Origin of the sequence: Acinetobacter sp. SAAs474 (assembly GCF_032823475.1) — a bacterium.
GTDB lineage: Bacteria > Pseudomonadota > Gammaproteobacteria > Pseudomonadales > Moraxellaceae > Acinetobacter.
In genome coordinates this window covers 1,075,590-1,095,003 of the sequence record NZ_CP127915.1, presented here as the reverse complement: position 1 = coordinate 1,095,003, position 19,414 = coordinate 1,075,590, and the positions used below count along the sequence as shown (strand labels likewise).

The following is a 19,414-nucleotide window of genomic DNA, read 5'->3' as shown; positions in this document are numbered from 1 at the left end:
TATGTTAAGTTTGCTATTCTGACATTTTTAACTGTCTTATTCATCAATGTAATTCAATCATATTTATGAATAATAAAAGCATAAAATTCGGATCTGATGATATTTCAGTAATCAAGCGTGTTATGCCACCAATATAAATGAAATATCAACAGAACCACAATAATCCAAAAAAATTTTAGATTAGGATTACCGCTATGCCAGCTTATAAAGCTCCTTTACGTGATATTCGTTTTTTAATGAATGAAGTATTTGATTTTCCTTCACATTATCAGACACTTTCCAATGGTGAAGCTGCCGATCACGAAACAGTCGACATGATTTTAGAAAGCGCTGCAGACTTTTGTGAAAATGTGCTCTCTCCACTCAATCAAAGTGGTGACGATGAAGGCTGTCATTTTGATAATGGACAAGTGACGACGCCCAAAGGCTTTAAAGCAGCCTATGACCAATTCGTACAAGCAGGTTGGCAAGGTCTGTCCTATCCTGAAGAATTTGGTGGACAAAACTTACCCATGTCTCTGAATTTAATTAAAGCGGAAATGATGGGAACAGCCAACTGGTCATTTCAAATGTATCCAGGTCTTAGTGTCGGCTGTATCAATACCATTATGCAATTTGGTACTGATCAACAAAAACAGACCTATCTGCCTCAGCTTGTCGCTGGCACATGGTCAGGTACGATGTGTTTAACAGAAGCGCAATGTGGTACTGATTTAGGTCAAATCAAAACCAAAGCCATCCCACAAGACCATGGAACTTATGCCATCACAGGGACAAAGATTTTTATTTCTGCTGGTGAGCAAGATCTAACCGAAAATATTATTCATATTGTATTAGCACGTCTGCCTGATGCGCCAGCAGGGACCAAAGGAATTTCTCTATTCATTGTCCCTAAATTTATTCCAACAGACACAGGTACACTGGGTGAACGTAATCAAGTGACTTGTGGCTCAATTGAACATAAGATGGGAATTCATGCTTCTGCAACGACGGTACTTAACTTTGATGCTGCTACAGGCTATTTGATAGGTGAAGCCAATAAAGGTTTACATGCCATGTTTACCTTTATGAATACAGCACGTATTGGTACAGCAATTCAAGGTATTGCACATGCTGAACTCTCGTTTCAAGGTGCATTACCTTATGCCAAAACACGTATGTCAATGCGTACCCTGTCAGGTAAAAAAGATCCTGATCACGTCGCCGATGCCATTATTCATCATGCCGACGTGCGTCGTATGTTATTAACGCAAAAGGCCATTGCTGAAGGTGGCCGTGCCATGATTTATCATGCTGCACAACTTGCGGATAAAATGAATGATGCCCTGTTGCAAGGTGATCAAGCCGCTTTTACATTACATGACGAACATCTGGGTTTTTATACGCCTATTTTAAAGGGTTTTTTAACTGAATTAGGTTTTGAAGCTGCAAATCATGGCGTACAAGTCTTTGGTGGCCATGGTTATATCAAAGAGTGGGGCATGGAACAAATTGTTCGTGATTCACGTATTTCTACACTTTATGAAGGCACCACGGGTGTCCAAGCATTAGATTTAATTGGTCGTAAAGTACTCTTAAACTCTAAAGGCAAAGTGATTCGTGACTATACCGCAGAGATTTTAAAATTCTGTGGTCAACACGCACGTAATAAATATATGCGTCGTTTTGCTTGGGATTTAACTAAGCTCTGTGCGCAGTGGAATACATTAACAGTGCGTATTTTACTGGCTGCTCGTAAAGATCGTGATATTGTGTCTTCTGCATCTGTTGATTTCTTGATGTTTTCTGGCTATGCCATGATGGCCTATTTTTGGGCACAACAGGCAGCGGTCGCTTCAAGCAAATTGGCAGCAGGTGACGGTGCGGAAACGACAGAATTTTATAAAGCTAAAATTAAAGTTGCGGATTTTTACTTTGAACGTATTCTACCGCGTATTCAAGGTCATGCCGAAGCAATGGTTAATCCATCAAAAACCCTAACAGCCTTAGCGCCTGAACATTTTAGTTTCGATTATTAAGACTGCAAAATATCCGAGATATCATATATTCACGATATCTAATCAATACGATAAAAAGTGCATCTCAATGCACTTTTTATCCTTTATCGCTTACTTAAAGCATTAAAATGAGCAGGATCAACCCATCATATTGAATATGCAATCAAAGTGATAAAGATTCATGGTCGATGTTATGAAAAGATCCTTCAACCAGTTCAATGACTATCCCGCATCATCGTTATAAAAAATCCTGTAAAATTGAATTTAAAAACATATGGCCTTGCGGTGTACATGCTAAATGCTGTGGTGTAGCTACCATTAATTTTTGCGCACGTAAACGGGACAATGGCTGTTCTAACGTCTTGAGTTCAAGTCCTGTACGCTCAGTGTACATTGCGGCTGGCACACCAGCATTTAAACGTAATGCATTCATCATGAACTCAAACGTTAACTCCTGTTGCTCAATCGCTTTAAAATGCAAATGTTCTGCTGGGACTTTGGCTAAATAGTCTTTCGGTAATCGTGTTTTTTGAAAGCGATAGATAGCATCTGGTTGAGTAATTTTGCCATGTGCACCTGCACCAATTGCCAAATAGTCACCAAACTGCCAATAGTTTAAATTATGTGCCGATGGCTGCTCTTTACGCCATGCAGAAACCTCATATTGTATAAAACCATTTTTCCGTAAATAGGCTTCACCTTGCTGTTGAATTTGCTCTAAAATATCTTCCGATGGTAAACATGGTTGTGTTCTAAAAAATACCGTATTCGGTTCTATGGTTAATTGATACCAAGAAATATGCGTTGCACCCTGCTCTACTGCCAACGTCAAATCATACAGAGCTTGCTCTACACTTTGCATCGGCAAACCATGCATTAAATCTACATTAATACGCTGAAAACCAGCATCACGTGCATGTTGAATCGCATTGATTGCATCATCTGCATGATGAATACGACCTAAAGCTTTTAATTGTGCAGAATTAAAACTTTGTACTCCCAGAGATAAACGATTAATTCCTGCCTGTAAATAATCGGCAAAGGGATCATGTTCAACCGTACCGGGATTGGCCTCTAAAGTAATTTCACACTCATCACTAAACTCAAGTAATCCTTTAAGTTGTGTAAATAACCATTGATATCCATTGGCTGAAATTAAAGAAGGTGTTCCTCCACCGATAAAAACACTGTGAATTTTACGTCCCTGTGCAAAAGATCGCTGTGTTTTAAAATCTTCAACCAATGCAGATAAATAGGTCCGCTCTAGATCTAAACTGAGTTGACCATCAGGAACCGCATGTGAATTAAAATCACAGTATGGACATTTGCGTACACACCAAGGCATATGAATATATAAAGATAATGGCACAAGTGCAGGATTTAACTCAGACAAGGAAATACTCAAATCAACAGTACTATTCTGATTATTTTAACATGTTCAGCATGTAATCAGCGTATGCTGAATATCTTTGCAGTGAAATATCGTAATCATGATAGAGTACCCTTCATTTAAGGACAATCATCATTCAATTGACATGTTTTAGATACGATTCTCAAGCAAGATTGTTATATAACCCTAAACGACCTTTTAGGATGATTACTGGTTACTATGGCTTATCTGTTTAAATACAGATTAACAGTGGACATTCAGTCATTCGGTTGTATCATCGTCTGAATGCCAAATCGTTCAAATCAATGTCATTCTTCTGAACAGATGTAAAGTCGCCAGACACAGTTCATTTGCTTTACAGTCGTATAGTGATATCAAGAACATTATGATGATCCGGATGATAAAAACTGAGTCGCAGTAAATCTCCCATTTACTAATCAGACTTTTTTAAAATGGCGTAGTGATTTTTATCCGTGTGCTTGTCACTTTACAATGCCAATACCATCTACACCACCAAGCACCGAAGCTATTGAATATGATTGAGTGTCTACTGTGACTACCACACGTTATGAATTAAAACAATTATTTCAACTGATGATTCCTATTTTGGTCACTCAGTTTGCTCAAGCAGGTTTTGGTTTTATTGATACCATTATGGCTGGGCATTTATCTGCCAATGATCTTGCAGCGATTGCCATTGGGGTTGGATTGTGGATTCCCATCATGTTACTTTTTAGTGGCATTATGATTGCAACCACCCCTTTAGTTGCACAAGCAAATGGCGCACATACACCAGAAAAAATTGCGACGATTGCACGCCAATCTTTATGGGTTGCCTTGATTTTAGGTGTTATTGCCGGACTGATTCTACAAATGATGCCATTGTTACTTCCCCTACTTGGCATACCTGAAATCCTGCTGCCTAAAGCAAGTTTATTCTTACATGCGATTGGCTTAGGCATGCCTGCTGTTACCATGTATGCAGCATTACGTGGTTATTCTGAAGCTTTAGGCTATCCAAGACCCATTACTGCAATTAGTTTAATTGCTTTGCTGTTATTAATTCCTTTAAATTTTATTTTTATGTACGGTATCGGCCCTATTCCAGCATTAGGTTCGGCTGGTTGTGGTTTTGCGACTGCAATTTTACAGTGGCTGATGTTTATTGCTTTGGCACTCTATATCTATAAAGCCAACAAATATCAATCAACACAACCTTTAAGCCGCTATGAAAAAATAGATGGCTATTGGGTAAGACGCATATTAAAGCTGGGTTTTCCAATCGGCTTGGCGATTTTTTTTGAAGTCAGCTTATTTAGTACGGCCGCTATCGTATTAAGTCCTCTTGGCGAAGTAACCATTGCAGCACATCAAATTGCAATTTCACTTACCACAATTTTATTTATGATCCCAATGTCTCTGGCCATTGCATTAACGATTCGTATTGGGATACATTTTGGTGAAAAAAATAGTGCCGCTATACGTAAAGTTCAAATCTTAGGATTGATCACTGCAACCATCTTGGCCTTAATCTCCATGACCTTCTTGTGGCTATTTAGACCGACCATCATTGCATTGTATACCCAAGACTATGATGTTGCCATTATTGCTATGCATTTGATTTTATTCGCTATTGCCTATCAGTTAATCGATGCATGGCAAGTTAGTGCTGCAGGATGCCTACGCGGAATGCAAGATACCAAAGGCCCTATGTGGATTACCATGATTGCGTATTGGATGATTGCTTTTCCGCTAGGCATTTATTTGGTTCGTTATACTGATCTGGGTGCAGCAGGTGTCTGGATTGGACTGATTGTTGGTTTAACTGTCGCATGTATCTTATTGCTGACACGGTTATATCGAAACAACCAACATATTCAACGTTCATTTGCTGAATCAAATTAAATTGAGGCAACCTTAAGGTTGCCTCAATCGCTCAATTTTGCTGATCATCGTGAGGCTAAAGCTTCTTTTAAGCCCTCAGGTACTTGTGACAGGTCAGCAACTTCTTTAATTAATACCTGCCCTACAATCACATCAGTGCCATTAAATGTCATGGTGGGTGAACCATAAAGCTCAAAACCCTCATTTAATGCTTGCGTAACACGTGCACAAAAATGCACGTCGTCTTTTCCTGTAAAATAACGATAAACTTTCATTTAAAATCCACTTAAAATATCCATTTAAACTATGTTATAAAGCACTTATAAGCATCGTACTGTACAATATTAATTTTGGCTTCATGTAGACAAAATGAAGCCTAAAGCTAAAATATACAACATAATTTCTACAATTAAGGATAGGCAATTTAAATTTTGTCACCTATTATGCATAACAACAAATCAATAAATAAATGATGATCTTGAGGAATCTCGCATGGCAAAATCGGCAGGTACGCCTGGTCGTCGCTTTATGAAACTTGCAACAATGACGGCAAGTATCACTACAAAAACAGTATCAAATTCGATTAAAAATTTGACCGCCAATGAAGCAGAAAAAACTGCTGCACGTAGCCAGTTATTTCAAGAAATTGGTATGCAAATTGCCAATACCTTGGGTGAAATGAAAGGTGCGGTCATGAAAGTAGGACAAATTGCCTCACAGTATAAAGATATTTTTCCTCCCGAAGTGGCTAAAGCGATTGCTAAATTGCAACGCCAAGCACCTCCCATGCCGTTTTCAGAAATTCAAACGCAACTTGAAAAAGAACTTGGCAAACCTCTTGATCAAATTTTTCAGCATTTTGAACAGATCCCTTTTGCAGCAGCGTCGATTGGGCAAGTTCATAAAGCGGTGTTACCAAGTGGTGAACAAGTCGTTGTTAAAGTACAGTATCCTGGTGTTGATGAAGCCTGTGAAAGTGATTTAAAACAAGTCCGTTTAGCCTTACGCTTAATGGGAATGATTAAAATCGACCGCAAGCTACAAGATCAGTTATTTGGTGAGATTCAAGATAGTTTAGATAATGAATTAAATTATGAAATTGAAGCACAGAATTTAGAAGTTGCACGTGCATTTCACCAAGCGATTGATAGTAAAATTATTATCCCACAAGTATTTAAACAGTATTCCACTCGTCATATTTTAACCTTAAGCCTAGAATCAGGCGAAAGTATTGAAACAGCGAGTCAATGGCCACAAGATGTTCGTAATACATTGGGACGACGTCTATTAAAAGCCATTGGGCAAGAAATTTTCTTTCTAAAACGTTTTCATTGTGATCCCCATCCGGGAAATTTTGCGTTTAGAGAAGATGGTAGTGTCATTATTTATGACTACGGTGGTGTAAAAGTATTATCTAATCAGACCGTACAACATTTTAAGCATCTGATTTTGGCAGCCAAAGCATATGATATTACTCAGATAGAACATGAGCTAAAAGCGCTACATGCAATTACAGAAGTCAATAAATTTCCTCATGAGCTTTATACGCAATGGTTAGAAATTTTGCTGCGCCCACTCACAACCTTATATGATTTTGAAGAAAATTCAGCACATCATGATGGTATGAATTTAATTAAGTCATCGCTTAAATATTGGGATGTTTTTAAACCATCTCCAGATACACTCATGGTCAATAGAACCATCTCGGGGCATTACTGGAATTTAATTCAGTTAAAAGTACATGATAATCTCAGTGATCTATTTAACGATTTAGTTTCTCCTGAAGCAGTATCAGATCAAGCGATCACTGATTTATAACCATCAAGATACCCTATCTGAATAGGATATCTTTACAATACAAATGTAATGTTATAACATAATGTATAAATGTTAAATGATCTGGAAAAAAATCATGCGTTCTCATATTCACCCTGAATATCGTGAAGTTTTATTTCATGATACCAATGCAAATGTTTATTTCATTATTGGCAGTACCTTAAATCCTCAACAAAGCAAAGAATATCAAGGTAAAATCTATCCATATGTTTCCTTGGATATCTCTAGTGCCTCACATCCATTTTATACAGGCGAACAACGTCAAACCAATAATGAAGGCCGTGTAGCGAGTTTTAACAAACGCTTCCAGCGTTTCAAACGCTCACATTAAAACCATTTTTCTTTTACATTTTTTACGTATAATAGATCTAATTAAGCCAAAGTCTTCCTCCAACTTTGGCTTTTTTTTCAGCGTATCACGTGAATAACATCAAAAAGTAACACCAGACCACTGTATTGGTTTTTGATTTGCCAATACGACCTATCCATATATTTTTATATTCAATGACTTAGCCCAAAAAAATTTTTAAGATCAAGCTACAATCAGTCGATATGTCTTATAATTAAATACACTCAAAATCCAATATCTGTAGAATGTGATGGTATCATTCATCAGCGATGTAATATAAAATCAGATAAATAAAAACCTAGCGCTAACAATAAAATGCCAACAATTAAGCTGCTAATGGCATAACTCAATGCCATTAGCATTTCACCTTGTTTAAATAATTGAAATGTTTCCAAACCAAAACTTGAAAATGTGGTGAATCCACCCAAAACGCCCACCATAAACAACAGTCTTATTTCATTTTGTAGCACAACATATTTTTGTGAAAATGCAAAAAATGCGCCGGCAAAAAAACATCCTATAATATTAATCCACCAAGTAGGCCATGGAAAAATCAGATGAGGACGAAGTAAATATAAACCCAATCCATACCGCAAACTTGCTCCAATTGCACCACCTAAAGCGACCAATATCCAGTTCATCTTGACTGTCCTTGATAATTTATCAAATAAAAAATATAGATGTTTGCAAATATAGAAATACACTGCATGATTTAAAATGACTGTTGATGCCACTAGATATGGATTTTCAAGTCACCTGATGTTGTCATTCAATCTATTGACTATTACCCATTGCAGTGCATAGGCTTCAGCCATGATCTATACTACGCTTTGCTATTGATCACGCATCACGACAATGCTAACGCTGATAATCTACAACCACCAATGTCGTAAAACAGTTGAAATTAAAGTGATTTCTAAACATAACATCATGGCTCTAGTCGATATTGCAGCTTAGAAAAAGATCACTATGATTGCTTGTTTATCATTGATATAACTAAAGCTAAGCCAATGTATTACAATAATTTTTTTTAAATCACTTTACTTTTCAGCTATAATAATATCATTAATATAGCAAATTTAACGCAGGTATTCTTCAATGACAACGCAACAACTACTGATGCAATTACAATCAGGTCAAGCAACATTTTCAAGCGTCATTGCTTATATTGATGCACGATATCAACATCAACCAACAGCCTTTAAAAATGGTCAGCAGTTCAATGCAGCAACAGAAAATCAAGGTAGCGCTAAAGTTTTTTCTTTTGCACAAGAGCAAGGTTTAAACCAACAGCAAACGTTAAGTTTATTTGCAGAACATTATGCTGCTGTTGTTGCGACTCCTGAAGGCAATGATCACCAAAATATTCGCCAATTTATGCAGTATGGTTGGGATGGCATCCATTTTGAAGGTGTTGCATTAAACGCAAAATAAAACCAATAACGCATTAAATCTGTTGCAGATCAATCACGATGCAACAGATTTATCATTGTATTTCCAACATTTAGCTTAACTGTTTCTTTTCTAACCACTGAATTGATTCGACTTTAAAAACCTCACATGCCCCATCACCAGTATCTGCTGGATTGAGAGATGACGTCCATACCAAATCACGATCTTTGACTTCGACCAAACTACCTGTTAAATGTACTAAGTCACCTCGCTGGACTTGTGTAATCTGTTTGGCGATTTCAGGATTAGCAGGAATAATATGCATATTTGAAACCATTTCTAATGCTTGCTGCGTGGGTACAGGTACATAATCCATTTTCCAATTTAAATAGCGATCATATTGTTTGACATGAATCTGTTTCGCAATTTGTGGCTGTGCGAATAAACCTGAGCTTACAGCATAATCAATTGGAGAAAATTTAGCCTGCTCATCATCTGTATAAATTTTAGTGCTTAAAATACGAAAATTACCATTAAAAGGCTTTAATTCTCGAATGGACTGGCCTTGTGCTACAGGTGTTAAACCTTTGGCAATATTATAATCACTAGAGGCATTCACAGTAGTTGTGATCAAAAAACTGCTAAGTGCAGCACCAAGGATAAATTTTTTTAGCATCTTAACCTCACACATATGACTTCTCAGTATGGTCAAATTGTTAATCACCGATCAATATCACGATGATTTAACTTAAATTTGTATAGAACTACAGTAATAGTCAAACAATAATGTCCGAGAATCATGCGGTCATACTGACTTTACCTCTTTATCATAAAGAATAAATTTTTAAGCAAGATATAAAATTGGTAACCAAAATCAAAATCCTAGACCATCATCATGGATGGCAATCCTCATCTAGTGAATTGTGCTATAGATCAGGAAAGTCTATTCTGACCGTCTCAAAACGAACTCTTCCCTGCTGAATTGCCTCCGCGATGGCTAATTGGCCTTTGCTTAAACGTGCACGGCCACTTTTAATATCCATTAAAATAATTTCAATCTCTTCAACGCTGCCATCGCCATCACGAAAATTGCTATAGCCATTAAATATAATATAATCTACTGGATCACCCAGAAATTTTGCATCACTCGGTAAATACTGAAATTGAGGTAAAATAGGTGCCAATTGCTCTGCCATTTTTCCTTTTAATACGGCTCGACTCGTATTAACACTTCTTTTTTGTGCTTCAAGCAATGCTTGCTGATGTTGTAATTCTAATTCAGCAATATACTGTTCATATTCTGCACGAATACGACCATGACGAGTGTTTGAAAGTATTACAGTCGTCAAAATAATGCCGATGACAATCCCAATACACAGCGCCACCCATATCGACATAATATATTCCTAATACTTTAAAAAATAATTAAATTTACTTGTTATGACTTTGTCAATAGTGCTCATTATGACCTAAAACAATGCTATGCTAAACAAGGGTAAGCAGAATGAAATCTATATCATAATTATGAAAACTATTTTAGTAGCAAATCAAAAAGGTGGGTGTGGGAAAACCATTACAGCAATTAGTTTAGCCTCTGCACTTGCCCAAAAAGGCTATAAAGTTGCACTTGCAGATGCTGATAGTCAAAAGTCTGCCCGCCAATGGTTACAACAACGACCCTCATCTGCAGTCAAAATTGAAAGCTTAGATTGGCGTCATGAAAAATCGATTGGTGATGTACCCAAACATATTGAATATTTAATTATTGATGCACCGGGTGCACTCTCTGGTCAGAAAGCTGAAACACTGATTAGTGAAGCACATACAATTATTACACCACTACAACCCTCGTTTTTTGACATTGATAGTACACGTCGATTCTTAAAACATATCCAAGATATAAAACGAATTAAAAAGGGTAAAGTTGAAATTCTTTTACTGGCTAATCGAATTAAAACCAACAATGCACATGCTAAAAAAACCATCGATGATTTTTTTGATAAAATTGAACAAGCACCTGTTGCCTGGATTTCTGAACGCAGTGCTTATGGACAACTGGCGATGCAAGGACTGAGTATTTTTGATAAACCACAAAAAAATTATTTAGTGATTCAAAAACAGTGGCAACCTGTGTTAAATATGATTGTCGATGATCCCAAAAATTGGTTTTAATTTAATGCATTGAACACCATGCCAAAATATCAATGACTGTCGTGATCTATTCACATCCCGTCTATTGTATATGATGGTCATTCTGATCAAAAGATGCTCAATTAATCGAAGAAATAAATCAGTGAACTCATACTTGCCTACGTTACAAAAAGTCTTATTATTCGGGCTTTTCTTTATTTTAATGTATTTGAGCTTTCATGTACTCAAATACTTTATTGTGCCTGTCGTTTGGGCTGCAATTTTGGCTTATATGACATGGCCATTATATCGACGAATCTTATATCTGTGTGGTGATCGCCCAACTCTCAGTGCAACATTGATGATTATTTGTGTCATTTTAATTGTGGGCATCCCGATTACACTCGCGATTATGATGCTACAAAGCGAAGGACGTAACTTATATTTTTCTTTAGAAAAACAGGTATTATCTGGTCATTTAACTGCCCCAGCATTTCTTTATGACCTGCCTTTTATTGGAAAAGAAATCAGTAGAGTATTGGCTGAACTCAATCAAGATCCCAACAGCATCTTTCAAAATATTTCCAATTGGATTCAAGGACATCTTAATTACGGTAAAGTCGTATTTAGTGAAATCAGCAAAAATGTTTTTAAGCTCTGTTTTGTGGTGATGTCATTATTTTTCTTTTATCGAGATGGCACGACAATTTTATACCAAGTCCGTAAAGCCTTTGAATTAATTATTGGGAATCGTGTACATCAATATATGATCACCATTTCAGATACTACACGTGCCGTTGTGTATGGTGTTTGTTTAACTGCAATTGCTCAAGCGCTACTCGCAGGCTTGAGTTTTTTCGTCGCAGATGTCCCTAATCCAATGCTATTAACGATCATGACATTTATTTTAGCATTGATTCCATTTGGCCCTCCATTTGCCTATACCGCTGTCGCTTTATGGCTATTTTCACATGGTCAAACATTAGAGGCTGTGGGTGTCATGATTTGGGGAGTCTGCGTGGTCAGTACTGCGGATAATGTCATTCGACCTTTGGTTATTTCTGGTGCAACCCAAATCCCATTTTTATTAATTATGTTTGGTGTTTTAGGCGGAATAGCAAGTTTTGGTTTGATTGGTGTATTTATCGGTCCAGTGATTTTAGCTGTGCTATTAGCAATATGGCGTGAATGGCTACATGAACATCATGATGACAGGATCAACATGCCACAAGTCATCCTCATCGAGCAAATTCAACATCAAACTGCTGAATCTCATTCATCGTCTTCGAGCAAAAATAAATAACATCACTATGTGGCTTAAATCGTCATCATATGAAGTATGATTAGATCTAAGCCAATTTAGTGATGCTAAAAACAAAACATCAATATCCTCACGATGAGGAGCTATAGCTCCTCCATCATGCCAAACCCACTGATTTTAAATCCCAGGCATGGTTAAAAAACCATCCAAAGCTTTAATATTGTTCATCCAACGATGAATATTGCTGTAATTTGATAAATCAATGCCACCTTCATGTGCTAATGCAATATAGGGAAAAATAGCAATATCAGCAATGGTTGGACGATGGATTGCAAGCCATTCTCGATCTTCAAGATGTTCATTAATCAAAGTTAGAATTTTTGTAGACTTGGTCAGTGCTAGATTTTTATCCAGTGGATAATTAAATTTATCAACCAAACGTGCCGCACAAGGGCCATGCTGTATTTCATTGGCTGCTGTAAATAACCACTGTGCCACTTCAGCTTGCAGATGTGGTGTTGTTGGCCACCATGCTTCTCCTGCATATTTAGCTGCCAAGTAAATCAGAATACTTTGTGAATCTCTTAAAGTTGTGTTCCCATCTATAAAAATAGGCAGTTCACCAAAAGGATTTAATGTCAGTAAAGGCGCTGTCTTATGTTCACCTTCTAGAAAATTAACAGGATGAATTTCCAAGTCTAAATGAATCAAAGATGCAAACAAGCGAACTTTGTAACAGTTACCAGATAGATCCAAATCATACAGTTTCATGCATTTCCTCAGCACAGTTTTATTTTCAATTAAATTTTAAATGATGTATTAAATCAGTTGATTGAATTCAAGTACATTACCATCTGGATCTCGAATAAAAAGTGCAATACGTCGTGATCCAATGGCTTTTGGCCCTTCAGTGATATGAATATTATTGCAATTAAGCCAATCTGCTAGTAGATGAATATCATCAACAATAAAGGCTGGGTGTGTCATACCCGGTAACTTAATCGCGATATCAAGTAAAATATTTTTTGCCTGTAAATGACTTGATGCATTAAATATTAAATTAATACGCACACCATTCGCACTCATCATTTCATTGGCCTCATAGGCTTCAAAACATGCAGTTTCAACAAAGCCTAGCGATTGATAAAAATTTAAGGCGCGTTGCTTATTGCTGACACGAATACCAACATGATCATAGCTAAGTACTTTGATCGGAGCTTGAGAACAGAATCGCTTCTTCATTTCATATCTAACTTTAAGTTTATGCATTGAAATATAATGATTTCAGTCATAATGATTAAGATATGTCTAGACATAAGTCTTTTGCAAAAAATGCAAAGATATAGAGGTAAGTCATGGATCAATTAAAAGCGATGAAATCTTTTGCATGTATTATCGAGCAAGGAAGCTTATCGAAAGCAGCAGAACTCCTCAACAGTTCACCCTCATCGATTGCTAGACTATTAGCATCTTTAGAAGAAAGTTTGGGAATACGATTAGTAAATCGAACTACTCGACGTATTTCCTTAACAGAAGAAGGTGCTGAATATTTAGCATGGTGTAGACATATTTTGAGTGAAATCGACTTGATGCAAGCCTCATTAGAAACACGAAAAAATAGTATTTCTGGCGAATTAAAAATTTCAGCGCCCATAGAATTTGGCAATATTTTTATTGCACCGCTGGTTAATGAATACCTCAAACAATATCCAGCTGTATCAATACAATTGAATTTAAGTGATCAATGTGAGGATATTGTGCAAAGTCAGCTTGATCTTGCGATACGGATTGGAGATTTGCCTGACTCCTCATTAATTGCCACACAAATTGGCCAAACTCAATTAGTTTACTGTGCAAGCCAATCATTTTTAAATAAAGAAAAAATACTAAAACCTATTGATTTAAAAAATAAAAAAAGAGTTTTAATTTCGAGCTTTAGATATGACTGGGTGTTTATTGATCAGGGTGAAAAAATAATCGTAGCCAACAAACCCATATTATTTACAGATCAAGTTTCTGTGGCAAGACAGGCATGTATTGAAGGCTTGGGGGTAGGTTGCTTCTATTATTATCAAGTTGCAAAAGCAATACAATCAAAACAATTAAACATTATCCTCCATGATTTTAATCATGATTTGATTCCTATCCATTTTGTATATCCACATATGAAATTAATTTCACCTCGTGTCAAACATTTTATGAATTGGATTAAAGATAAAATTACAAAATTTTCATTTTATTAAATTAATAAAACTTCTTCATTCTAGATTTAGCTATTGTTTTATCGGCACTGAGTATATCGATTGCTACAGTATTTCAACAATCAGATTATGCAATTGACGCTTGTGTTTCACAGCTATCGATCAGCGTAGATTATTTGATCTAACATTGCGTTTATGCATATGACAAGAAAGGTTCAGTTTGATCTGACGGGATCAAGCGACGCGATCAGATCATGATATCCATTCCTGAGCAAAGAGCAGAACTTAAGCCAATTTCTTCAATTATGATGACTTGATGCAACAAAAACGTGATATTCATTTTAATTTTTACAACAGATTAATTTCACTGATCAAGATTCTCGGATACACTCTTTGTATCGATCTACTTGTGATTATACAGTTATGAATATCAGAACGTTACGCATTGTCGGTTTTTTAGAAGGTCTTTCTTTTCTTGTACTTTTATTTATCGCAATGCCTGTTAAATATGTACTCGATAATCCTGTTCTCGTAAAATATGTCGGCATGGGGCATGGCTTATTATTTATTCTCTTCCTCGCAGCCTTATTTTGGGTATGCCAAAGAGAAAAATGGGCCATTAAGGTGTTTCTGGCTGGAACTGTGGCTTCTATTTTACCCTTTGGTCCATTTGTGTTTGATAAAAAAGTACAACAACTCAGTAAAGATCAGTCCTCAATCTAATTAATGATACCTTTAATAAACCACAATGCCTATCATACAGCAGCACTGTGGTTTATGACTTTATCATCATCAGATATTGCTAAAATCAAAAGTTAAAATTGGCCCTGTTGTTGTCGTTGTTGCATTAGGTTTTGCACTGCTCTACGCGGCCAAGTAAACCATAGTGCAATAAAAATAAAGCACATTAAACTATAGGACCAAAGATGAAAAATTTCATAGAGAATCCGGCCTAATTCCAAAAAGATAAAAAAGCTCATCATCAGTAAAACTGAAATTGCGGCTGCCACTGTACCTTTAGAAACATTTGAAGACATTAAAGCAAATCGATACAGCACAGAAAAGCTCATTCCTTCTCCAAAACTAATCAATGTCATACCGACAATAAGACAGAGAATAAAATAGTGTTGCCATATTAAGCCAGCCATTATAATGATGGTCCCCAGTAACATAAGGGGCAAGCCAATGACAATGGTTTGTCCTAATGGCAAACGGTCAATAATTTTAAATAAGACTAAATTACCCAAAATCAATCCACCCAACACGGGAAATTGAGCCAAACCATATTGCACACTGCTTAGCCCAAAATACTCGACTAACATTACTGGAGATAATGCAATCCACAGCATTAACGGCATGCTGACTAAAGGTAAAGCCAGTGTAAAAGCTAAAAAACGTTTATTGTTAAAGACTTGTTTAAAGTCATTGCCAATTTCACTTAAAGGCTGCTGTGTGCTGCGCAGCTTAATTTCCGGCATATTGATTTTTAAGCCAATCCAACTGATCATCGTCAAAGCGGCAATTGCAATAAATCCCCAATGCCAAGACACATAATCAATCATAAAGGCACCCAATACAGGTCCTAATAGGGGTGCCAGTAATGAAACATTCGCCATCAATGCCATCACTTTAATGGCATCCCTTTCATCAAATATTTCTTGAATTGCAGCATAACCAATTGCTGAAATTACAGATAAGCCAAAGCCTTGTAAAAAGCGTAATGCTAAAAAGCTTTCAATTTGTGTCGTCAATAAAATTAACAAGCAGGTCAGTGCAAAAAAAATCACCCCCCACAAGAGCACTTTTTTGCGCCCTAAACGATCAGATAATGGACCCAGTAACCATGCAACACATGCACCACCAAGTAAATAAAATGACATGGAAGATGGTGCCCATGAACTACTTACTGCAAAATCTTTGGTAATGGCAAGCATAGCTGGCTGAATTAAATCATTACCAATATAAACAGAAAATTCAAATAGTACGAGTGCGAGTGGAAACATCAGGCTGGCCTGATTCAACGGAATGGGCCGTGATATATTTTGCATAAATATTGAGTGATAGAATAAGTGTAATAAAAATCAGCTGCAAGACATTAAAAATACCTTGCGAATTGAACTTAGAGCCATAGATTAAAAAAGATAAAGCACAGTAAATATAAAAGAACGGGTTGAAATAAAGCCTAAAGATTAAATTGAGTGACGTCAATCATGGCATTCAAAATAGTGATGATCTCTCGGTATTTACTCCAATTAAAAATGGTTCATTGTCTAAATAAGTACTCGTCATATTGCAGCACAAGCGATGAGGAAAATAGCGATATTGAATCTAAACATATTTTCCTCTTTTCAATATATTACTCGTCGTGATTGACAAAATCGGCATGATTAATTTGACAAAGTGCCGGATTAACATGAAAAATCTGTCCACGAATATTTTGAATACCTAAATGCTCTAAGCGTTCCGTATGCATCTTAAGATATTGTTGAGCATGCTGTTCATGATCAAATAAGTAAATTCCACCCGCATGTTGAGTATCACGATGTTCAGTCCAAATTTTCCAAATTAATCCAGGTTCTTGATTAATACTCTCCGCCAGTGCTTGATACATTTGGCTCATTTCTTCACCAAAGGGTCCTTGAGATGGGAAGTCGACCTGTAAAATAACCGCCATAATAAACTCCTTAGAAATATCTATTAAAAATAAGTAAAGTGATTGTAGACGATCTCATCAAAATCCATTCACATTCGATAGTACTCGTCAATTCTGTCTATGTTGAACACAGATCAAGCCAATCTCGCTAAATAACCATCATTATGGCCTATCACATCGTTGATAGCACATAACACCAATATCACAACGACACTAGGCTTGGCATGCTTTTGATACTGAAGTGCTATGCTACTCAATATTTTTATTCATTACTTAAAAAGCAATTTCGCCATTTTTTCATGATCAATCTATCATAGATTAAAAAACAACCTGCAATATCGTGTCAGTAGATGATCTCATCATGCAATTGATATGCGCTGACATGAGCAATACTACATTTGCACGACAGTAATCGTAAAAAAATACCAGCTTATCGATTAAATGTTTCAAAACATGACATCACTTTTCATCATTTTGTTATAAACTAACTTTATGATTTCACCTTTTCGTTTTTTATTATTGAGCAATCTGGCTTATGGCTCTTTCTAGTTTTGGCAAAATCCTAACCGTTTTAGACCTGTTTTCAGTCTCTCGTCCTGTCATTAATGTGGATACGATTAGTGCAGAATTAGGATTATCTAAACCTACCAGTTATCGCTACCTTAAAGAATTGGTTTCGGCAGAAATTTTACAACGCTTAAGTGGTACTTCAGGGGATTATACCCTAGGTTCAAAAATTGCTATTTTGGACTATATTTCACGCACCACAGATCCGCTGGTACAAATTAGTATTCCTTTTATGAAGGATATTGTAGAACGCACAGAGTTTTCTTGTTTGCTGACACATTTAAATCATGATTCATGTATCGACTTACATGATGAAATTTTTAAAAATACAGTACTACTGTCTTATGGTCGTGGCTGTCCACGCCCTGTTTTTGTTGGCTCATCTGCCAAAGTGATGATGTCACATCTACCTAAACAAGAAATTTTAAGTTATTACCAACGTTATGCTACAGAATTAGCGGAAGTCGGTTTTGCAACTGATGAAAGTGAATTCATGCTAAAAATGAAAAAAATCAAAAAACAAGGCTATTATTTTTCTAATGGTGAATTAGACCCTCATATTGCTGGTGTTTCTGTACCAATTAAATTTTCGAATAAAGAGTCCCCACTTGCGTTAACGTTATTGGCATCAAGAAATCGTTTTGAATTTGTTAATCTGGCTAAATTAATTGAAATTTTGCAGGAAAACGCTTATCTAATTGAGCAAAAATTCGCCATTCTTTCACAACAATAGCAATATAATTCAATAATTTATTCATGATTAATCTTTAAAAAAGTTGTATTAAAGGTAAAATTCTCATAATATGATTATTGTTCTTCGTAGTCATCTATGATTCCTTAGGGTTGAATCCATGATATCACCAACCCTCAGAGAGTAAAAGGCCCATGTTCATCATGGGCTTTTTTACAAGCGATATTTCTATGAGTGTCACTCAAGCTGACAGATACGACTTAAGGTTGCTTTAAATATGGCCAAGCAGCTTTTAAATAAATAAACATCGACCATAACGTCAATATGACCGCAGTATATAACAAGGCATAACCTAACATTTCAAGAGGTTGCCAATTCAATAAAAAGACTGAAATCGCGATCATTTGAAATGCTGTTTTATATTTACCAACAGTAGATACCGCAACATTGGTACGTGCGCCAAGTTCAGCCATCCACTCACGTAAAGCAGACACGGTGATTTCACGTGAAATAATCACAATAGCTGCAAATGCCATAGAAATGGAAGGCTGCCATTGCACTAAAACAATCAAGGCAACTGCAACCATGAGTTTATCTGCAACAGGGTCTAAGAAGCGACCAAAAGCAGAAGTTTGATTCAGTGTGCGAGCTAAATAACCATCAAACCAATCTGTTACCGCAGCAACAATAAAAATGGCAGTTAAAATAATATGACGCGTCATACTGCCCTGTTGTTCAGTAATTCCATGCGATGGCCAATAAACCACCAAAAGGAATACAGGAATTAAGGCAATACGTGCTAAAGTTAAAATATTAGGTATATTCAGGATTCGACCTGTTGTCATAGACACCGCCAGTTTTTCCCCTTAAATTTACGATAAATACGCATCTAAATTTGAGAGCTTATCCATCATTAATGCGTTCACTTTATACGAAATGTCTAAATGTGTCACTAGGCAAAAATTGCAACGGTCTCACGTCATTCTGTTCAGTATCGTCCTATATTTATACATGGCTATATTTTGTAGTATAAATCAAATATAAAATATCTCATTTCATGATG

At 36.4% G+C, this 19,414-nt stretch carries 20 protein-coding genes; 10 read left to right on the top strand and 10 right to left on the bottom strand.

Annotated elements, in window-relative coordinates; genetic code table 11:
- Window positions 1-194 precede the first annotated feature (194 nt).
- Window positions 195-2,018: an acyl-CoA dehydrogenase C-terminal domain-containing protein gene (locus QSG86_RS06065; protein WP_317030680.1), complete on the top strand. Its 1,824-nt coding sequence runs from the start codon at window positions 195-197 to the stop codon at window positions 2,016-2,018.
- 217 nt (window positions 2,019-2,235) lie between these two features.
- Here QSG86_RS06065 and hemW read toward each other — a convergent pair whose 3' ends face one another.
- A complete protein-coding gene (gene hemW, locus QSG86_RS06060; RefSeq protein WP_317030679.1) occupies window positions 2,236-3,390 on the bottom strand; it encodes a radical SAM family heme chaperone HemW in 1,155 nt (384 codons plus the stop codon).
- Window positions 3,391-3,981: 591 nt separating this feature from the next.
- On the opposite strand from hemW, the gene QSG86_RS06055 reads away from it, so the two are divergent.
- The gene (locus QSG86_RS06055) at window positions 3,982-5,292 is read left to right on the top strand and encodes an MATE family efflux transporter (RefSeq protein WP_317032681.1); all 1,311 of its coding nucleotides are present in this window, start codon (window positions 3,982-3,984) and stop codon (window positions 5,290-5,292) included.
- A gap of 44 nt (window positions 5,293-5,336) precedes the next feature.
- Here the strand turns inward: QSG86_RS06055 and QSG86_RS06050 are convergent, their stop codons facing one another.
- The gene (locus QSG86_RS06050; protein ID WP_317030678.1) at window positions 5,337-5,546 is read right to left on the bottom strand and encodes a DUF1737 domain-containing protein; all 210 of its coding nucleotides are present in this window, start codon (window positions 5,544-5,546) and stop codon (window positions 5,337-5,339) included.
- Between the two features lie 217 nt (window positions 5,547-5,763).
- Between QSG86_RS06050 and QSG86_RS06045 the strand changes: the two genes are divergently transcribed.
- Both QSG86_RS06045 and QSG86_RS06040 read left to right on the top strand, forming a co-directional pair.
- Entirely contained in the window at window positions 5,764-7,089 is a 1,326-nt protein-coding gene (locus QSG86_RS06045; RefSeq protein WP_317030677.1) for an AarF/ABC1/UbiB kinase family protein, read from the top strand.
- A 94-nt stretch (window positions 7,090-7,183) separates the two neighbouring features.
- Window positions 7,184-7,438 carry a type B 50S ribosomal protein L31 gene (locus tag QSG86_RS06040; RefSeq protein ID WP_317030676.1) on the top strand — a complete coding sequence of 85 codons (255 nt, stop codon included), beginning with the start codon at window positions 7,184-7,186 and terminating at the stop codon, window positions 7,436-7,438.
- A gap of 281 nt (window positions 7,439-7,719) precedes the next feature.
- Here the strand turns inward: QSG86_RS06040 and crcB are convergent, their stop codons facing one another.
- Window positions 7,720-8,097, bottom strand: coding sequence for a fluoride efflux transporter CrcB (gene crcB, locus QSG86_RS06035; RefSeq protein ID WP_317030675.1), 378 nt, complete (start codon window positions 8,095-8,097; stop codon window positions 7,720-7,722).
- A gap of 457 nt (window positions 8,098-8,554) precedes the next feature.
- On the opposite strand from crcB, the gene QSG86_RS06030 reads away from it, so the two are divergent.
- Entirely contained in the window at window positions 8,555-8,890 is a 336-nt protein-coding gene (locus QSG86_RS06030) for a HopJ type III effector protein (RefSeq protein WP_317030674.1), read from the top strand.
- A 70-nt stretch (window positions 8,891-8,960) separates the two neighbouring features.
- Here QSG86_RS06030 and QSG86_RS06025 read toward each other — a convergent pair whose 3' ends face one another.
- Together QSG86_RS06025 and QSG86_RS06020 are read right to left on the bottom strand one after the other, a co-directional pair.
- Window positions 8,961-9,524, bottom strand: coding sequence for a hypothetical protein (locus QSG86_RS06025; RefSeq protein ID WP_317030673.1), 564 nt, complete (start codon window positions 9,522-9,524; stop codon window positions 8,961-8,963).
- A 250-nt stretch (window positions 9,525-9,774) separates the two neighbouring features.
- A complete protein-coding gene (locus QSG86_RS06020; protein ID WP_317030672.1) occupies window positions 9,775-10,245 on the bottom strand; it encodes a Holliday junction resolvase-like protein in 471 nt (156 codons plus the stop codon).
- A gap of 127 nt (window positions 10,246-10,372) precedes the next feature.
- On the opposite strand from QSG86_RS06020, the gene QSG86_RS06015 reads away from it, so the two are divergent.
- Complete coding sequence (locus QSG86_RS06015) at window positions 10,373-11,020, top strand: ParA family protein (RefSeq protein WP_317030671.1); 648 nt, start codon at window positions 10,373-10,375, stop codon at window positions 11,018-11,020.
- 73 nt (window positions 11,021-11,093) lie between these two features.
- Window positions 11,094-12,281 carry an AI-2E family transporter gene (locus tag QSG86_RS06010; RefSeq protein WP_410487514.1) on the top strand — a complete coding sequence of 396 codons (1,188 nt, stop codon included), beginning with the start codon at window positions 11,094-11,096 and terminating at the stop codon, window positions 12,279-12,281.
- Window positions 12,282-12,416: 135 nt separating this feature from the next.
- Here the strand turns inward: QSG86_RS06010 and QSG86_RS06005 are convergent, their stop codons facing one another.
- The gene (locus QSG86_RS06005; protein ID WP_317030669.1) at window positions 12,417-13,010 is read right to left on the bottom strand and encodes a glutathione S-transferase; all 594 of its coding nucleotides are present in this window, start codon (window positions 13,008-13,010) and stop codon (window positions 12,417-12,419) included.
- 48 nt (window positions 13,011-13,058) lie between these two features.
- Complete coding sequence (locus QSG86_RS06000) at window positions 13,059-13,481, bottom strand: VOC family protein (protein WP_317030668.1); 423 nt, start codon at window positions 13,479-13,481, stop codon at window positions 13,059-13,061.
- Between the two features lie 113 nt (window positions 13,482-13,594).
- Between QSG86_RS06000 and QSG86_RS05995 the strand changes: the two genes are divergently transcribed.
- Both QSG86_RS05995 and QSG86_RS05990 read left to right on the top strand, forming a co-directional pair.
- Complete coding sequence (locus QSG86_RS05995; RefSeq protein WP_317030667.1) at window positions 13,595-14,482, top strand: LysR family transcriptional regulator; 888 nt, start codon at window positions 13,595-13,597, stop codon at window positions 14,480-14,482.
- A gap of 381 nt (window positions 14,483-14,863) precedes the next feature.
- Window positions 14,864-15,163: a DUF3817 domain-containing protein gene (locus QSG86_RS05990; protein ID WP_317030666.1), complete on the top strand. Its 300-nt coding sequence runs from the start codon at window positions 14,864-14,866 to the stop codon at window positions 15,161-15,163.
- Window positions 15,164-15,255: 92 nt separating this feature from the next.
- On the opposite strand, the gene QSG86_RS05985 is transcribed toward QSG86_RS05990, so the two are convergent.
- Both QSG86_RS05985 and QSG86_RS05980 read right to left on the bottom strand, forming a co-directional pair.
- Window positions 15,256-16,488: an MFS transporter gene (locus QSG86_RS05985; RefSeq protein ID WP_317030665.1), complete on the bottom strand. Its 1,233-nt coding sequence runs from the start codon at window positions 16,486-16,488 to the stop codon at window positions 15,256-15,258.
- A 308-nt stretch (window positions 16,489-16,796) separates the two neighbouring features.
- The gene (locus tag QSG86_RS05980) at window positions 16,797-17,114 is read right to left on the bottom strand and encodes a monooxygenase (RefSeq protein WP_317030664.1); all 318 of its coding nucleotides are present in this window, start codon (window positions 17,112-17,114) and stop codon (window positions 16,797-16,799) included.
- A 514-nt stretch (window positions 17,115-17,628) separates the two neighbouring features.
- On the opposite strand from QSG86_RS05980, the gene QSG86_RS05975 reads away from it, so the two are divergent.
- Window positions 17,629-18,393 (top strand): IclR family transcriptional regulator, encoded by a 765-nt coding sequence (locus QSG86_RS05975; protein ID WP_317030663.1) that lies wholly within the window; start codon window positions 17,629-17,631, stop codon window positions 18,391-18,393.
- 218 nt (window positions 18,394-18,611) lie between these two features.
- Here QSG86_RS05975 and pgsA read toward each other — a convergent pair whose 3' ends face one another.
- Window positions 18,612-19,196 carry a CDP-diacylglycerol--glycerol-3-phosphate 3-phosphatidyltransferase gene (gene pgsA, locus QSG86_RS05970; protein WP_317032680.1) on the bottom strand — a complete coding sequence of 195 codons (585 nt, stop codon included), beginning with the start codon at window positions 19,194-19,196 and terminating at the stop codon, window positions 18,612-18,614.
- Between the last annotated feature and the right edge of the window lie 218 nt (window positions 19,197-19,414).

What these genes read in the sequence shown, in the direction of transcription:
- QSG86_RS06025 (WP_317030673.1), bottom strand. Translation starts at nt 9,524, where the DNA reads ATGCTAAAAAAATTTATCCTTGGTGCTGCACTTAGCAGTTTTTTGATC.
- QSG86_RS06005 (WP_317030669.1), bottom strand. Translation starts at nt 13,010, where the DNA reads ATGAAACTGTATGATTTGGATCTATCTGGTAACTGTTACAAAGTTCGC.
- pgsA (WP_317032680.1), bottom strand. Translation starts at nt 19,196, where the DNA reads ATGACAACAGGTCGAATCCTGAATATACCTAATATTTTAACTTTAGCA.
- QSG86_RS05990 (WP_317030666.1), top strand. Translation starts at nt 14,864, where the DNA reads ATGAATATCAGAACGTTACGCATTGTCGGTTTTTTAGAAGGTCTTTCT.
- QSG86_RS06065 (WP_317030680.1), top strand. Translation starts at nt 195, where the DNA reads ATGCCAGCTTATAAAGCTCCTTTACGTGATATTCGTTTTTTAATGAAT.
- QSG86_RS06015 (WP_317030671.1), top strand. Translation starts at nt 10,373, where the DNA reads ATGAAAACTATTTTAGTAGCAAATCAAAAAGGTGGGTGTGGGAAAACC.
- QSG86_RS05985 (WP_317030665.1), bottom strand. Translation starts at nt 16,488, where the DNA reads ATGCAAAATATATCACGGCCCATTCCGTTGAATCAGGCCAGCCTGATG.
- QSG86_RS06000 (WP_317030668.1), bottom strand. Translation starts at nt 13,481, where the DNA reads ATGAAGAAGCGATTCTGTTCTCAAGCTCCGATCAAAGTACTTAGCTAT.
- QSG86_RS06045 (WP_317030677.1), top strand. Translation starts at nt 5,764, where the DNA reads ATGGCAAAATCGGCAGGTACGCCTGGTCGTCGCTTTATGAAACTTGCA.
- QSG86_RS06010 (WP_410487514.1), top strand. Translation starts at nt 11,094, where the DNA reads ATGGTCATTCTGATCAAAAGATGCTCAATTAATCGAAGAAATAAATCA.
- QSG86_RS06050 (WP_317030678.1), bottom strand. Translation starts at nt 5,546, where the DNA reads ATGAAAGTTTATCGTTATTTTACAGGAAAAGACGACGTGCATTTTTGT.
- crcB (WP_317030675.1), bottom strand. Translation starts at nt 8,097, where the DNA reads ATGAACTGGATATTGGTCGCTTTAGGTGGTGCAATTGGAGCAAGTTTG.
- QSG86_RS06040 (WP_317030676.1), top strand. Translation starts at nt 7,184, where the DNA reads ATGCGTTCTCATATTCACCCTGAATATCGTGAAGTTTTATTTCATGAT.
- QSG86_RS05975 (WP_317030663.1), top strand. Translation starts at nt 17,629, where the DNA reads ATGGCTCTTTCTAGTTTTGGCAAAATCCTAACCGTTTTAGACCTGTTT.
- QSG86_RS05995 (WP_317030667.1), top strand. Translation starts at nt 13,595, where the DNA reads ATGGATCAATTAAAAGCGATGAAATCTTTTGCATGTATTATCGAGCAA.
- QSG86_RS06030 (WP_317030674.1), top strand. Translation starts at nt 8,555, where the DNA reads ATGACAACGCAACAACTACTGATGCAATTACAATCAGGTCAAGCAACA.
- QSG86_RS05980 (WP_317030664.1), bottom strand. Translation starts at nt 17,114, where the DNA reads ATGGCGGTTATTTTACAGGTCGACTTCCCATCTCAAGGACCCTTTGGT.
- QSG86_RS06020 (WP_317030672.1), bottom strand. Translation starts at nt 10,245, where the DNA reads ATGTCGATATGGGTGGCGCTGTGTATTGGGATTGTCATCGGCATTATT.
- QSG86_RS06055 (WP_317032681.1), top strand. Translation starts at nt 3,982, where the DNA reads ATGATTCCTATTTTGGTCACTCAGTTTGCTCAAGCAGGTTTTGGTTTT.